Consider the following 14,423-nt stretch of genomic DNA (forward strand, 5'->3'; position numbering starts at 1 on the left):
TGATGCGAACGGAGGTCTGAAGTGCCTGAGACCCCGCACATCGTGAGCGATGTGATGACCCAGACGGTCGTGGCCGTCGGGCGCGACGCGCCCTTCAAGGAGATCGTCCGGACCATGGAGCAGTGGAAAGTGAGTGCCCTGCCCGTACTCGAGGGCGAGGGGCGTGTCATCGGTGTCGTCTCCGAGGCCGACCTGCTGCCCAAGGAGGAGTTTCACGACAGGCCCATGAGCCTCTACGAGCAGCGTCAGCGCCTCCCCGACATCGCCAAAGCGGGAGCGGTGACCGCGGAGGAACTCATGAGCACCCCTGCCGTCACCGTGCACCCCGACGTCACCTTGGCTCAGGCCGCACGGATCATGGCGGTCAAGCACGTCAAGCGGCTCCCCGTGGTCGATGACGAGGACATGCTGCAGGGCATCGTCAGCCGCGCCGACCTGCTGAAGGTCTTCCTGCGCCCGGACGAGGAGATCGAGGAGGAGGTCCGCCGCACGGTGATCGCCTACCTCTTCCCCGCGTTCAGCCACGCCATCCACGTGAACGTGCATGAGGGGGTTGTCACCCTCCGCGGGCAGATCCGCGACACCTCGCTCATCTCGGTCGCCGCCCGCCTTGTTCGCGCCGTGGAGGGCGTGGTGGACGTCGAGCCCCTTCTCACGGGCGAGTCCTCCGCACGAACGGCACCGGAAGGAACGCAGCCGTGACAGGTTCCGTCCACGGAATGATGCCCATGGGGAAGGCGCGGACGATGATGCGACCGCGTCCCGGGTCACGGCTCGTCGTCACGGCTCGATGTCAAGAACTTCGGGCACCGGACGGCGGGGCGTAGTGGGGCCTCCTGGACCGTATCCGAGGCGCAGCACCATCTGCGTATGGCCCCTTCCTGTCACTGGGTCGCGCAGCGGCCAGCGGAGATCCGCCCATTCAAGGGCCTGAGTGGCGAAGGACCCGGACAAGCCCTCCAGCGTGGCCAGGAGCAGGACCCGTTCCATGGCCTGGCCGGCACGCAGCCAGTCGGCCGGGTGGTCGTCCGTCGTGCTGAGAAGAGCCAGCTGAGGGGACTGTTCGAAGTCGGCGGAATCACGGCCGACCACCGGCCTGGTCCCGGCGAAGTCACGCATCGGGGCCTTGCCGCCACGTTTGCGCGGGCCGAAAGCGTAGTCCGGGATCCCGTCAGCGGCGGTGTTCACGGACGGCGCGTCGATGCGGGTCCACTGCGCCAGATCATCGTCGCTGCCGGCGTCGGTGATGTTGCGCCGCTCGGCTTCCTGAACGAGCTCCAGCACCTCCTGCTGGTGCCACGGGCCGGGGAAACTCAGTGTGGCTCCCTCACGGTCGGCGGCGTCGCTGAGGGCCGTTCGTACGCTCTCGGGGATCTCCGTCTCCTCGAACGGGAAGCGGCTGCTGTGCCGTCGGTGGATCGCCGGGTACAGCGCGGCCAGGTCGCTCTCGCCGCCCGTGCCATCGGTCAGTCGTACGGTCGCGACCAGCGCCGGGTCGGCGGGGTCGGGAAGCAGCCGGATTGCCGGGTACCAGCCTTCGTGGACCACTGCGGTCCTGAGGTTCAGCAGGGCGGCGCCGCAGCCGAGGTGCAGGGCACGGGCGTCGGGGTCGGAATGCGGCATGACGCGGTCGAAATCGGCGCGGAGGTGGAAGGTACGGCTGCCCTGGAAGTAGCGGAAGCGCCACGGCTGTGCGTTGTGCATCGACGGAGCGGCAGCAGCGTCGTAGACCATGGCCGTCACACGCTCCTCGGACGGTTCTTGTCGGATCACCGTGGCCTCCCTTCACAGAAGCGACAGCCCCACACAGCTCACTGTTGATCGGCCGGACTGATACTGCGGCCCGTGAGACGTTGGGGCTGGATCGACACCCACATCTCTCGTTCGCCACCCGCCCATGGCTTGGTGTGGGCGCCCTCGGCGAGCCGTCGCACCGCGTCGGGCTCCGTGACGTGCTGGGCATGACCCACGACGAGAACACTCCAGCCCTGGCTCGCGGTCTCGTCCAGATGGTCGACCTCGAAGGCGATGTCCGTCCCTACGGCCGCAGCGGGCGCTGAATCAGGCGCGGTGCGGAAAGCGATCGCGTCATCAATGACTTCGTAGTTGACCGGAACGACCGCCGGGCCTTCAGGGGTCGTCACTGCTACGCGGCCCACACCGTGGGTGGAGAGCCGGGCTCGGCATTCGTCCGGGCTGAGACTGCGCAGCTGAGGGTGGAGGAGGGCTTGGCCCTGGCCGGGCGGCAGATCGATGCCGCCACCGCGCAGGGCTTCGACGCTCGTTCCCATCGCGCCGGCCAATCGTGTGAGAGCCCCCAGGCTCGGGTCGGCCGGACGTTCTTCGAGATACGCCACATACTCCGGCGCCATCGCGGCGCGGCTCGCCACGGCAGCCCGGGTGAGCCCCTGCCGCTCGCGTTCGGCGGCCACGCGGCGCCCGATGTCACCCGGGTTGGGAGCCCGGTCCGGCCGGTGGCTGTCGGATACCGCACCCGCCCTCTCCGTGCCGGGCTCGGAGGACGCAGGGGGCGCCTCGGGAGAGTGCTCCAGGTGATGGAGATGCGCATCGGGCCCTGGGAACACCAGCGTCACGTCGTCCGTGTCCGACCAGCGCACGTCGTAGGGGGGTGTTCCATCCGCATGGTGGAGTCCGACGATCTCACCGTCGCGCCTGGTGGCACCGGTCTTCTGGCTTTCGATGACGAGTTGGTCGCCGAGGTGAGCTCGCATGACCGCCGCCCTTTCCTCAGAATGTTGCTGTACCCAACGTGCCACGCACGGCGTGCCGCCGCACGGGCCGAGTAGCCCCGCTGAGGGGCCGACCAGTCCGGTCTCGGGGCCGGTGGCCCGGGCCACCGGCCCGGCGTGCTCATCCGTGGGCGGGCCCGTTCCCGACACGCTTGACACATCACCACGACTGGCTGCCAGGGGCCTCGAAGGGAAACGCGACATGCAGCACCGAACAGTCGCAGAGCTCATGACCCGGCGGGTCGTCCGGGCGCGGCGTGACCTGCCGTTCAAGGAGATCGTCAAGCTGTTGGCGGACAACGACGTCACCGCCGTACCTGTGGTGGACGAACTGGACCGCCCCATGGGTGTGGTGTCCGAGGCCGACCTGCTGCGCAAGTCCGCGGACCAGGCCGATCCGTCCGGCCGCACACCGATTCCGCATCTTGAGGCGTGGGAGCGGGCCAAGGCCGAAGGGGCCAGGGCCGAAGAGCTGATGTCGGCCCCTGCCGTGTGCGCGCGTCCGGAGTGGACCGTGGTCGAGGCCGCCCGCCTCATGGAGGTCCAGGGCGTCAAGCGGCTGCCCGTCGTGGACGAGACGGACAAGCTGCAGGGCATCGTCAGCCGCAGCGACCTGCTACGCATCTTCCTGCGCCGTGACGACGCCATCCGCGAGGAGATCAACCGGGACCTGCTGCAGCAGACGATGAGCCTCGCTCCTTCGGAGGTGTCGGTCGAGGTACACGAGGGGCAGGTCGCCCTCGGCGGATCCGTCGAGTTCAGGAGCCTGATCCCCATCATCGTGCGGCTGTGCCGGAGCGTTGACGGAGTGGTCTCGGTCTCGGAGCGCATCGCGTATCGGACCGACGACGCCAGGAGTTCCGCCACGGGCGGATGAGTCACCGAAGGCAGATGAGTCAACGAGCGGTGGGGGCGGAGCACGGACCAGGGGCGAATCCGCCGATGCGTCCGTGGCTCCGGGGCCGCATGACGGGGACTTGCGTCTCCTCCTCGATACGGCGCCGGACCCGGTCTGTGAGAGCGCTCAACCGGTCGAAGACCGTCGCCGAGGTGCGTCCGGCGCCCGAATCAGACTGGCCGGTGACGGCAGTCCAGCCAGGTCAGCAACGAATCTCTGGAAGCGGCGCCGTCACCTCCAGCAGGGGTTCGCCCGCGAGCACGATCCGCCCCTCCGGCACCGCGCGCACCTGGCCTCACCGACGGAAGCGCCCGGTCCAAACGGGCTCCACCAGGTCCCACTCGGCGTCCCACCGCGCGGCCCTGCTGCGGTCCAGCAACCGGCGCATGCCCGCCCGTGCACCGAAAGCACCCGCTGTCACCACGACCGCCGTCATGCCGCCCACGAGCCAACCGGTCGCCGTGGCGTTGTCCGCGGTCATCGGCGGACTACGGAGGGTTCCGTCCGGACCCACCCAGACGCGAACGGTCGCGCCCGCGGTGGCACCCGCCTCCACACGCGCGATTCCGGTTCTCTCCTTGCCGTCCGTGCCGGTCCAGCGCACCTGCGCCCGTTGCCGGACTTCCTTTGCGCCACCGCGTGCTCCGTCTCCCTCGGCGTCCGAAACCACGCGGGCGGTGAGCGCATGCCGTTCCGCCGACTGGGCCTGCACGATACGCGTCGAGGACTCGTAAGCCGCCAGCCCTGCACTCACCGAGGCCACGGGCAGACCCAGTGCGAGGACGAACAGCAGGACACGGCCACACCAGGACTCGATCCTGTCGGACGTACGCCTCAACGGGTTCGCACCCTCGGACGAGTGCTCCTGGCCTGACGGGCGGGGACCGGATGCGTACGGCGCGCCCTGTGCACTCATGACCCTGACCTCCGCCAATCGCTGGTCGGCTCCCCCACCACGATCGAACGGCGGCAGAGACCGGTCACTGGGCCGAACGTCCCTCGCAGGCGACCACCCGGACCACACAGGCCGAGTCGGTACCCGCAAGATGGACGGTCACATCTGCGGAACGACCGCAATCGGACACGGTGCGTGATGCAGTACCGCATGGTTGACCAGGCCCAGTTGCAGCCCCAGGTGCCCACGCCGCCTTCGAGCTCCGACGACCAGAAGGTCGGCGCCCGTCGCGGCCGCCAGGAGCGCCTGACGCGCCGGCCCTTCGACCACCTGACGGCTCACCGTGACGCTCCGATACCGCTCGGCACGACCGCGCAGCGCGTCGTCGAGCACCTGCGCCGGCGGGCGGCAGTGGGCCTCGAGGGCGTACCCGGACGGGGGCGGCGGCGAGAGAGCCCCGGGCGGGACGCTCCAGGCGTGCACCGCGACCAGCCGACAGCGCCGCACGTGGGCTTCGCGCAGCGCGAACTGCACCGCCGTGCCGCTTCCCTCCCCGTCCTCGACGCCGACGACGACGCTCCCGAACCGGCCGTTCCGGTACTCGGCCTCCCCGCGTACCACGACGACCGGACAATCGGCGCGCGCCGACACAGCCAGACTGACCGACCCCAGGAGCAGCCCGGCGAGGTCTCCGCGCCCTCTGTACCCAAGGACCAGGGCGAAGGCATTGCGCCCCTGACCAAGTAGGGCGGATGCCGGGTCCTCGTGCAGCACCTCGCTCGACAGCCGCAACGACGGAGCACTCTTCCTGGCTCGTTCCATGGCGACAGCGATCAGATCGGCCGCCCCATGGTCCGGCACGACCGCGTACACGAGATGGAGCGGCACGTCGTGCCGGACCGCCTCCACTGCGGCCCAGTCCACCGCCTCCAGACTCGCCTCGGACCCGTCAACGCCGACCACCACGGGAATCGCCACTGCTCTCACCTCCGCTCCGTGCCGGACTCCATGCTCTTCCAAGCTCCGCCACGGCGCGGTCCGCATGCGCCGCAGGAAGGACTGGGGTACTCCTCGAATGACAAGAGGTTGTGCTCGGCGTGCCGGCGCAGTCCGGACGGGCGGACTCGTTCACCGTCATTCCCAGCTTCGTACGAGACGGAGGCAGTCGCCATGGAGCCAGTGATCACCGTGGGCCTCGACGGCTCACCCGAGAGCCTGGCGGCCGCCCATTGGGCCGCCGACGAAGCTGTGCGGCGCAACTTCACGCTGCGCCTGCTGCACGCGTGGCCTCTGCTGGCGCCGGAACCGACCCGCGTCCCCTCGGAGATCGATCAGAACTACTGGGCGAAGCGCATGGTGCACAACGCACGGACGGAGCTCCAAGCACGCCACCCGGGCCTCACCGCTGTCGGCAATCTGGTCGCCGACGATGCCCAGGACGCGCTGCTGCAAGCGGCATCGGAATCCGCGATGGTCGTCCTCGGCTCGCGGGGGCTGGGGTCCGTCGAGAGCTACTTCATGGGCGACATCAGCATGCTCGTCGTAACACGGGCCGAGCGGCCGGTGGTCCTGGTACGCGCCGAACAACGCGAGGAGGTACCGCAGCCCGCTCCAAGTCCACCAGGTGCCGTAGTGGTGGCACTGAAACTCCACGGCCCGTGCGACGACCTGCTCGATTTCGCCTGCGCCGCCGCCGCGGCGCGCGGCGTGCACCTTCGCGTGGTCCATGGCCGGAGCGTGCCGCTCCATGCATACACCCCCTGGGGCGTGGACCACGACGTCGCAGACGAGATCGCACAGGATGCGCGGAAGCAGCTGAGCAAGGTCCTCCGCCCCTGGCGCGAGAAGTTCCCCGCGGTGGAGATGGTCGACGTGGTAAGGCTCGACAGCCCCGCCAAGTCCGTTGTGCGGGACGCCGAGAGCGCCGGGCTGCTGGTCGTAGGCCGGCGCAAGCACCGTCCCGCCTTGGCACCACGCCTGGGCCCCGTGGCCGAAGCCGCCATCCATCACGCGCGCTGTCCCGTCGCCGTCGTCCCCCATGACTGAGCCGAACCACGGTGGGGATCCGACGGTGCCGGTGCATCAGGCCGACGCGTCCGCGCTCCGGTCCACCACCGGCACCGACGCTCCACCGCTCCCGCGCGCAGAGGTGCGCGAGACCCACACCGCGATCGTGTTCTTTGTCGGTGACTACGCCTACAAGCTCAAGAAACCGCTCGATCTGGAGTTCCTGGACTACAGCACCGTGCCGGCTCGGCGCACCGCGTGCGAGCGCGAAGTCGAGCTCAACCGTCGCTTCGCCCCAGACGTCTACCTGGGCGTGGGGGAATTCCGCAGCCCGCACGCGGAGGCACCCGAACCACTTGTCGTGATGCGCCGTATGCCGACGGAACGTCGCCTGTCCCGGCTGGTGCGGGAAGGTGCGGCCGTCGACGACGTCCTCAGGGCCGTCGCCCGCCGACTCGCCACCCGACACGCAGACGCGCCTCGCAGCCGGGAGGTGGACGAACAAGGCACGCGGGACGCACTGTTGTCGCGCTGGGAAGCGAGCTTCGCGCACGTCCGCGAGCTGGCCGGCGACAGTCCCGTGCCCGACGACGTCAACGACGTCGAGCGGCTGGTGCGCCGCTATCTCGCCGGCCGCAAGCAGTTGTTCGACACGCGCGTCGAGCAGGGGCGAATGGTCGACGGCCATGGCGATCTGCTCGCCGAGGACATCTTCTGCCTCGACGACGGCCCCCGCATCCTGGACTGCCTGGAGTTCGACGACCACCTGCGGTACGTCGACGGCCTCGACGACGCCGCCTTCCTCGCCATGGATCTGGAACAGCTCGGCGCCCCGGAAGCCGCGGCGTTCTTCCTCGCCCAGTACAGCGAGTACTCCGGCGATCCCGCACCCCCGTCCCTGTGGCACCACTACGTCGCCTACCGGGCCTTCGTCCGCGCCAAGGTCTCTCTCATCCAGGCACGCCAGGGCACAGACGGCGCGCAGTCCGCGTCACGGCGCCTGGTCACAACGGCGCTGCGTCACCTGCGCACCTCCGCTGTCGGACTGACGCTGGTCGGTGGTCTGCCGGGCAGCGGCAAGTCCACGCTCTCCGGCGCGCTCGCCGACCGGTTGGGCGTCACGCTGCTCAGCAGCGACCGAATCCGCAAGGAGCTGGCCGGCATACCGGCAGAGGAGTCCGCGGCCGCTGCCTACGGCGAAGGCTTGTACACGGCGGAGTGGACCGCCAGGACCTACGCGGCTCTCCTCGACCGTGCCGCTGCACTGTTGTCCTCCGGGGAGTCCGTCGTCCTGGACGCGACGTGGTCCCATGCGGGACAGCGAGAAGCCGCTCAGCACATGGCCGACCGCACCAGCGCCGACCTGGTGGCCCTGCACTGCCAGGTTCCGGGCGACGTGTCGGCGTCCCGCCTGAGCACCCGCGCGACCGGACCATCCGACGCCGACCTCGATGTGGCCACCGCCATGGCAGCCGCAGAGCCGCCCTGGTCGGAGGCCGTCACGATCGACACAAGCGGCCCCCTGGAGTCCGCCGTCGTCCAGGCACTGGCGGCCGTTCGTCCGTGGGGAACCGGACAGGTTCCGGTCTTCCGCCGCTCCTACATGGAGCCGGACTGACACCGTGGTCCGGGGACCGAGCGTGATGCATCGGGTCGATTGACTCAGCGGGCAGCGGACGAGCAACGCGTCCGCCGCCTGCGCTTCTTGAAGGAGAACCGCTACGACCACCGGGACCTCGTCGTCCTGGACCAACTCGAACACCCACGCCCCCGGCGCCCTGGGCGACGAGCACGTTGTCGAGCTCCAGCGCCTTGCTCGCCTGATCTGCTCCTGCGACCGCTGGTGGTTCCCACTCCTGCAGCAATGGGAGCAGGTCGGCCAAGGGTTCACGAACATCGAGAAGCGACAGCAAGCCATGGTCGTGCTGTCCGACTCCCTCAAGGCACTGAACGGCGGCAGCCTGCCCAGCGGCATCGCGCCGATGGACATGCCCGGGTTCGACGGGACACCTCGAAGGGCACATCCATGAAGCTCGTCCTGTGGCGGGCGCTGCTGGCCCCCCGCACCAGCCTCCAAGCCCTGCTCGTCCAAAGGCGCAGCGCAACCCCCCTGTCCTACGACGCTGCCTAGCGCCAGGCCCGTTTGCAGCGTTGTCCCGACGAAATGGTGTATCGACTCCACGGCCACCAAGCCACCACCACCGACCCGGTATCCAGTACCGGGTCGCCCTCCGCCCCGCCCTGGAATGAGAAACCGACCGACCGGCACCCCTGACCCGAGCATCCAGAATCTTTCGAAGCCCGGAATCTGTCGGCCGTCCGCATCGCCAGTTGCATCGCGCACCCAGCAAGGGCCGACGCCACCAGTGGGCGCAGGCGATGCCTTGCCATCGCTCGATATCCGCACGCGTGGCGATGTAGTTCCAGTGGCGCCTGGCTGTCGCCCTCAGATTAATGATCCAAGTCGCGCTCCTTCACGGACCGCCGCGCCCAGCTGGGGAGTGTGGCGGAGGGGCTTTCCCAAGGGATCGTCGGGGCTACCGCGACAGCGATCACCAGGAGCAGCCGTACCCCGGGCCAAGGACCGCCAGTCCGAATCCGGTCTGCGGCAGATGCCGGAGTTCAACGCAGCGTAGTCAGCACCAAGTCAGCACGGGAGGGGTGGCAACGGGTGATGACGTGGGCGTTCAGTCAGCACCAAACCAGCACGGGAGGCAGGACGGCACCTCCAAATCATGCCCTAATAGCGCAACTCAGACAGCCCTCTTCGCGGCCTTGTCGAGGCCGTCACGGACGATCCGGCACCGCCCCCATGGTGGCCAAGCGCACCCCAGCCGGTAGAACTATGGTGTCCCACCACATGTGCCCCTGACCTGCGGCTTCCTACGGTGTGGCGACACACAAACGTCCCCGCCAACTGTCCGGAAGTGGTGTCCATGGCCGCCCCCGCAACCGCTCCACCAGCTCCCAGCTCGCTCAAGCGCATCGTCGCCGCGAGCCTCATCGGCACCACCATCGAGTGGTACGACTTCTTCCTGTACGGATCAGCCGCGGCGCTGGTCTTCAACAAGCTGTTCTTTCCCGGGTCCGATCCGCTGGTGGGCACCCTGCTGTCGTTCCTGACGTATGCCGTCGGGTTCGCCGCGCGGCCGCTCGGGGCGCTGGTGTTCGGGCACTACGGAGACCGGCTCGGGCGCAAGAAGTTGTTGGTGCTGAGCCTGCTGCTCATGGGCGGGGCGACGTTCGCGATCGGGTTGCTGCCGACGCATGCGACGATCGGCACCGCCGCTCCCGTGCTGCTGACGGTCCTGCGGCTGGTCCAGGGGTTCGCGCTCGGCGGGGAGTGGGGCGGAGCCGTCCTGCTGGTGTCGGAGCACGGGGACGCCCGCCGGCGCGGGTTCTGGGCCTCGTGGCCGCAGACCGGGGCGCCGGCGGGGCAGTTGCTGGCGACCGGTGTGCTGTCGGCGCTGACCGCGCTGCTGTCGGACGCCGCGTTCACCTCATGGGGCTGGCGCATACCGTTCCTGCTGTCCGGTGTGCTGGTGATCGTCGGTTTGTGGATTCGTCTCTCTGTCGACGAGTCGCCGGTGTTCAAGGCGGCGCTGGCGCAGGCCGAGGAGCGCAAGGCGGCGTCCGACCAGGTGGAGAAGATGCCGCTGGTCGCGGTGCTGCGGCATCACTGGCGGGACGTCCTCGTGGCCATGGGCGCGCGTATGGCGGAGAACATCAGCTACTACGTGATCACCGCGTTCATCCTCGTCTACGCGACCACCTCGGCGGGCCTGAGCAAGCAGACCGCGCTCAACGCGGTCCTCATCGCCTCCGCGGTGCACTTCGCCGTGATTCCTCTCTGGGGTGCACTGTCGGACCGGATCGGGCGCCGGCCGGTGTATCTGATCGGCGCGGTCGGTGTGGGCCTGTGGATGTTCCCGTTCTTCGCGCTCATCGACAGCAAGTCGTTCGGCAGTCTGCTGCTCGCCGTCACGGTCGGCCTGATCCTGCACGGAGCCATGTACGCGCCGCAGGCGGCGTTCTTCTCGGAGATGTTCGCGACGCGCATGCGGTACTCGGGGGCGTCCATCGGGGCCCAGTTCGCGTCGGTCGCGGCCGGGGCGCCCGCGCCGCTGATCGCGACGGCGCTCCTCGCCGACTACGGCAACTCCACGCCGATCGCGCTCTACGTCATCGCCGCCGCTCTGCTGACGGTCGTGGCCATCGCCTGCGCACGGGAGACCCGCGACCGGGACCTGGCCGACGTGACGGCCGGGCAGAGCGGAGACCGGGATGCCCGGGGCGCGGTGACCGCGGCCGACGCCCCGACATCCGCCTGACGGACCGGGACGGCTCCGGGGCCGCGTGGACCGTACGCAACGGTCCACGCGGCCCCGCCGCGTTTCCCGTCAGCGCGCGACAGCCGCGGATATCGCGTGCAGCCGCAGCGCCAGCTGGATCTCCAAGGCGCGGGACGGCGACTGCCAGTCCTCGCCGAGGAGCCTGCCTATGCGCTCCAGACGCTGGGCCACCGTGTTGACATGGACGTGGAGTTCGTCCTTCGTACGGGCCGGGCTCATGCCGCTCGCGAAGTACGCGTCGAGCGTGCGCACCAGATCCGTGCCGCGCCGCTCGTCGTAGTCGGCGACCGGTCCGATCGTGCGGTGGACGAAGCCCTCGATGTCGCCGGTGTCGGCGAGCAGCAGGCCCAGGAAGCCGAGGTCCTGCGCCGCCGCTCCCTCTCCGGACCGGTGCAGCAGGCGCAGGGCTTCGACACAGCGCAGCGCCTCGGCGTAGGCCGCGGCCACCGATCCCTGGGTGCCGGCGGGCGCGCCGACCGGGGCGGAGGCGCCGACGGTGACCGGCTCGCGCAGGGTGCCGCCGAGCTGTTTGGCGGTCTGGCGCGCCAGGTCGGTGGCGCTGTCCCCGCGGCCGAGGGGCAGCAGCAGGACCGTGCCGCCGTCGCGGGCCGCGGCGAGGCCGTGGCGGGTGGCCGCGAGATGCGAGGCCGCGGACCACAGGCGCTGGCGGTCGGCGGTGGCCCGGTCCGCGCCACCGGCGTCGGTCGTGGCGTCGATCCGGGCGGCGAGCACGACATGCGGTGCGTCGAGGTCGGCGTGGAGCCGGGCCGCGCGCTCACGCAGCAGGTGCGGGTCGCGTCCCGGTGCGTCGAGCAGGTCGTCCAGCAGCTCACCGCGCACGCGCTGTTCCGCCTCGCCCGCCGAGCGACGGGCCAGCAGCAGGAGCGAGGTGACCAGCGCGGCCCGCTCCAGCGTGCGCCGGTCGACGGGGTCGAGGGCGGGGTGGCCGCGCAGCACGAGCGCGCCCAGCAGCTCCCCGCCGGCCGACACGGCGGCGACCCAGTCGTCCCCGTTGCGTACGGCGTGGCCGTCGGCGTCGCCGAGTTCCAGGGCGGCGAGCGCGGGGGTACCCGGGTCGGCGAACTCGACGGTTCCGTCGAGGACTTCGGACACTGCGGCGGCGACGTCATGGACTCCTCCGCCGCGCAGGACCAGTTCGGTGAGCCGGTCGTGCACGTCCGAGGCCCGCTCGATGACGGCGCTGTGGTCGCGAATGATCGCGTTGGCCCGCTCCAGCTCGGCCAGCGCGGTCCGGGTCTCGGCGAGCAGATTGGCGGTGTCGATGGCGACCGCGGCGTGGGCGGCGAACGAGGCGAGCAGCGCGACCTGTTCCCGCTCGAAGACCCGGGCGCGCCGGTCGGCGGCGAAGAGCACGCCGATGACCTGGCTGCCGAGCATCAGCGGCACACCGAGGATGGCGACGAGGCCTTCGTCCCGGACGCCCGAGTCGATGGTGCGGGTGTGCTGGAAGCGCTCGTCGTCGAAGTAGCTGTCGGTCACGTACGGTCGTGCCGTCTGGGCGACGAGTCCGCCGAGCCCCTCCCCCATGCCGAGCCGCAGCTGCTGGAAGCGGGCCGACACCGAGCCCTCGGTGACGCGCATGTACGTGTCTCCGGCCGCCGGGTCGTTGAGGCTGAGGTAGGCGACCTCGGTGCCGAGGAGGGACCGGGCGCGCTGGACTATGGCCCGCAGCACGGCGTCGAGGTCGCGCAGGCCGGACAGGTCGTGCGCGGTCTCGAACAGCGCGGACAGCTCCGCCTCCCGGCGGCGTCTGCCCTCCAGCTCGGCCCGCACGCGCAGCGCGAGCTGTTTGGCCTGCTCCAGGCCGGACAGCGTCTCGGGGCCCGCGCCGCTCGCACGGGCGAGCAGCACGGGCCTGTCGTACGCCTCCGCGGCGGCGCCGCGTGCGAGGAGCTCCAGGTAGGTGAGCTGATCGTGGGACATGGACAAAGGGATACCTGCCGTGCCGGGGGTCCCGCCAGCCCCTGTGGACGACGCGGCCCATGTGGACAACTCCGTCACCCGCCCCGAGTGGAACCAGCCGCTCCGCAGACCTCGTCGCGGCCCTCGTCGCGGGCCTCGTCGCTCCGGACCTCGTCGCGGCCCTGGTCGCTCCGGGCCTCGTCGCTCCGGACCTCGTCCGCCCGGAACCGTCTCAGTGCGCGGTCCAGCCGCCGTCGAGAACGAATGAGGTGCCGGTGACGAAGGAGGCCTGCGGCGTACAGAGGTACGCCACCGCCTCGGCGACCTCCTCCGGTTCGATGAGCCGCTTCAGGGCGGAGTCCTTCAGCAGCACCTCGGTGAGGACCCGCTCCTGCGGAATGTCATGGGCCGCCGCCTGGTCGGCGATCTGCTTCTCGACCAGTGGGGTGCGTACATAGCCCGGATTGACGCAGTTGGAGGTGACCCCATGGGCGGCTCCCTCCAAAGCGGCGGTCTTGGAGAGGCCCTCCAGCCCATGTTTGGCAGCCACATAAGCGGACTTGAAGGCCGAGGCGCGCAGCCCATGCACGGAGGACACGTTGACGATGCGGCCCCACCCTTGTGCGTACATCTGCGGGAGTGCGCCTCTGATCAGCCGGAAGGGGGCTTCGAGCATCACGGTGAGGACGGTGTGGAAGACCTCCGGCGGGAACTCCTCGATGGGGCGGACGAGTTGCAGCCCCGCGTTGTTGACGAGGACATCGGTCCCCGCGGCGGCGCCCTCGGCCGCGTCGAGGTCGGTCAGATCGAGGACATGGGGTTCGACGGCGCCCGCCAGGCCCATGCCGAGGGCCTGCTCGACGAGCGTGTCGAGCCCGGCCGCCTCCCGGTCGACGGCCCTGACCTTGGCCCCCGCGGCCGCGAGCCGCAGCGCACAGGCCCGGCCGATCCCGCCTGCCGCCCCCGTGACGAGGGCGGTGCGGCCGCCCAGGTCGAGAGCGACGGACGGCCGGCCGGCGGAGGGGACGGGGTGAGGGGCGGGACCCGGGTTCATGGTCATGTTCCGCACCCTAGGGACACCCCAGACGCCGACCGATGTGGTCAGCGCCCATAGTTCAGTCAGTCACCGTGGAGTCGAACCACGTCGGGCCATCGGAAAGTGCCTGCTTGATCCGGAACAGGGCGAACTCCTGGAGTTCGGGCAGCGCGTCCACGGAGAACCAGCCCACCTCCAGGGACTCCTCGTCGTTGACGCGCGCCTCGCCTCCCACGGCCCGGCAGCGCAGGCACACGTCCATGAACTGACACTGGTCGCCGTTGGGGTACGTCACCGGCTTCGCGAAGGTCTCGACCAGCACGATCCGCTCGGGGACACAGCGCACGGCGGTCTCCTCGTACACCTCCCGCACGGCCGCCGCCGCCGGCTGCTCGCCCGGCTCCGGGATACCGCCGATGATCGACCAGTTACCGGTGTCGGCCCGTCTTCCCAGAAGCACCCGTCCGTCGTCGTCGAGGACGACGGCGCTGACTCCCGGCAGGAAGAGCAGTTGGTGGCCGGCGGCGGCCCGGATCTCGCGGATGAAATCGGGAGTACCCAT

The 14,423-nt window shown here is 70.1% G+C and carries 12 protein-coding genes; 5 read left to right on the forward strand and 7 right to left on the reverse strand.

The features are described 5' to 3' along the window. Nucleotides 1-21: 21 nt before the first annotated feature. Complete coding sequence (locus OG766_RS03510; protein WP_266376444.1) at nucleotides 22-702, forward strand: CBS domain-containing protein; 681 nt, start codon at nucleotides 22-24, stop codon at nucleotides 700-702. A 78-nt stretch (nucleotides 703-780) separates the two neighbouring features. Here OG766_RS03510 and OG766_RS03515 read toward each other — a convergent pair whose 3' ends face one another. After that, entirely contained in the window at nucleotides 781-1,734 is a 954-nt protein-coding gene (locus OG766_RS03515) for an Acg family FMN-binding oxidoreductase (RefSeq protein ID WP_328727420.1), read from the reverse strand. A gap of 77 nt (nucleotides 1,735-1,811) precedes the next feature. Then, nucleotides 1,812-2,732, reverse strand: a complete 921-nt coding sequence (locus OG766_RS03520; protein WP_266378301.1) for a pyridoxamine 5'-phosphate oxidase family protein — start codon at nucleotides 2,730-2,732, stop codon at nucleotides 1,812-1,814. Between the two features lie 220 nt (nucleotides 2,733-2,952). Between OG766_RS03520 and OG766_RS03525 the strand changes: the two genes are divergently transcribed. Next, the gene (locus tag OG766_RS03525; RefSeq protein ID WP_266376442.1) at nucleotides 2,953-3,627 is read left to right on the forward strand and encodes a CBS domain-containing protein; all 675 of its coding nucleotides are present in this window, start codon (nucleotides 2,953-2,955) and stop codon (nucleotides 3,625-3,627) included. Nucleotides 3,628-3,943: 316 nt separating this feature from the next. On the opposite strand, the gene OG766_RS03530 is transcribed toward OG766_RS03525, so the two are convergent. Then, on the reverse strand, nucleotides 3,944-4,486 hold the full coding sequence (locus OG766_RS03530; protein ID WP_328724538.1) for an Rv1733c family protein: 543 nt from the start codon (nucleotides 4,484-4,486) through the stop codon (nucleotides 3,944-3,946). Between the two features lie 216 nt (nucleotides 4,487-4,702). Next, nucleotides 4,703-5,521, reverse strand: a complete 819-nt coding sequence (locus OG766_RS03535) for a universal stress protein (protein ID WP_328724539.1) — start codon at nucleotides 5,519-5,521, stop codon at nucleotides 4,703-4,705. A gap of 192 nt (nucleotides 5,522-5,713) precedes the next feature. Between OG766_RS03535 and OG766_RS03540 the strand changes: the two genes are divergently transcribed. From OG766_RS03540 to OG766_RS03550, 3 genes are all read left to right on the forward strand, one after another. After that, on the forward strand, nucleotides 5,714-6,589 hold the full coding sequence (locus OG766_RS03540) for a universal stress protein (protein ID WP_266376435.1): 876 nt from the start codon (nucleotides 5,714-5,716) through the stop codon (nucleotides 6,587-6,589). Between the two features lie 103 nt (nucleotides 6,590-6,692). After that, nucleotides 6,693-8,168: a bifunctional aminoglycoside phosphotransferase/ATP-binding protein gene (locus OG766_RS03545; RefSeq protein ID WP_328727421.1), complete on the forward strand. Its 1,476-nt coding sequence runs from the start codon at nucleotides 6,693-6,695 to the stop codon at nucleotides 8,166-8,168. 1,318 nt (nucleotides 8,169-9,486) lie between these two features. Then, the gene (locus OG766_RS03550) at nucleotides 9,487-10,881 is read left to right on the forward strand and encodes an MFS transporter (protein ID WP_328724540.1); all 1,395 of its coding nucleotides are present in this window, start codon (nucleotides 9,487-9,489) and stop codon (nucleotides 10,879-10,881) included. A gap of 69 nt (nucleotides 10,882-10,950) precedes the next feature. Here OG766_RS03550 and OG766_RS03555 read toward each other — a convergent pair whose 3' ends face one another. The 3 genes from OG766_RS03555 to OG766_RS03565 form a co-directional block, all read right to left on the reverse strand. Then, nucleotides 10,951-12,846, reverse strand: a complete 1,896-nt coding sequence (locus OG766_RS03555; protein WP_328724541.1) for a helix-turn-helix domain-containing protein — start codon at nucleotides 12,844-12,846, stop codon at nucleotides 10,951-10,953. Nucleotides 12,847-13,057: 211 nt separating this feature from the next. Further along, complete coding sequence (locus tag OG766_RS03560) at nucleotides 13,058-13,885, reverse strand: 3-hydroxybutyrate dehydrogenase (RefSeq protein ID WP_443045441.1); 828 nt, start codon at nucleotides 13,883-13,885, stop codon at nucleotides 13,058-13,060. 55 nt (nucleotides 13,886-13,940) lie between these two features. Continuing rightward, nucleotides 13,941-14,423 carry an NUDIX hydrolase gene (locus OG766_RS03565; RefSeq protein ID WP_266376429.1) on the reverse strand — a complete coding sequence of 161 codons (483 nt, stop codon included), beginning with the start codon at nucleotides 14,421-14,423 and terminating at the stop codon, nucleotides 13,941-13,943.

This window comes from Streptomyces sp. NBC_00259 (genome assembly GCF_036181745.1).
GTDB classification, from domain to species: domain Bacteria; phylum Actinomycetota; class Actinomycetes; order Streptomycetales; family Streptomycetaceae; genus Streptomyces; species Streptomyces pratisoli.

Excerpts from the sequence above, each read along its gene's own strand:
- OG766_RS03560 (WP_443045441.1), bottom strand. The coding sequence starts at position 13,885 with ATGACCATGAACCCGGGTCCCGCCCCTCACCCCGTCCCCTCCGCCGGC.
- OG766_RS03525 (WP_266376442.1), top strand. The coding sequence starts at position 2,953 with ATGCAGCACCGAACAGTCGCAGAGCTCATGACCCGGCGGGTCGTCCGG.
- OG766_RS03515 (WP_328727420.1), bottom strand. The coding sequence starts at position 1,734 with ATGGTCTACGACGCTGCTGCCGCTCCGTCGATGCACAACGCACAGCCG.
- OG766_RS03520 (WP_266378301.1), bottom strand. The coding sequence starts at position 2,732 with ATGCGAGCTCACCTCGGCGACCAACTCGTCATCGAAAGCCAGAAGACC.
- OG766_RS03540 (WP_266376435.1), top strand. The coding sequence starts at position 5,714 with ATGGAGCCAGTGATCACCGTGGGCCTCGACGGCTCACCCGAGAGCCTG.
- OG766_RS03555 (WP_328724541.1), bottom strand. The coding sequence starts at position 12,846 with ATGTCCCACGATCAGCTCACCTACCTGGAGCTCCTCGCACGCGGCGCC.
- OG766_RS03565 (WP_266376429.1), bottom strand. The coding sequence starts at position 14,423 with ATGGGTACTCCCGATTTCATCCGCGAGATCCGGGCCGCCGCCGGCCAC.
- OG766_RS03550 (WP_328724540.1), top strand. The coding sequence starts at position 9,487 with ATGGCCGCCCCCGCAACCGCTCCACCAGCTCCCAGCTCGCTCAAGCGC.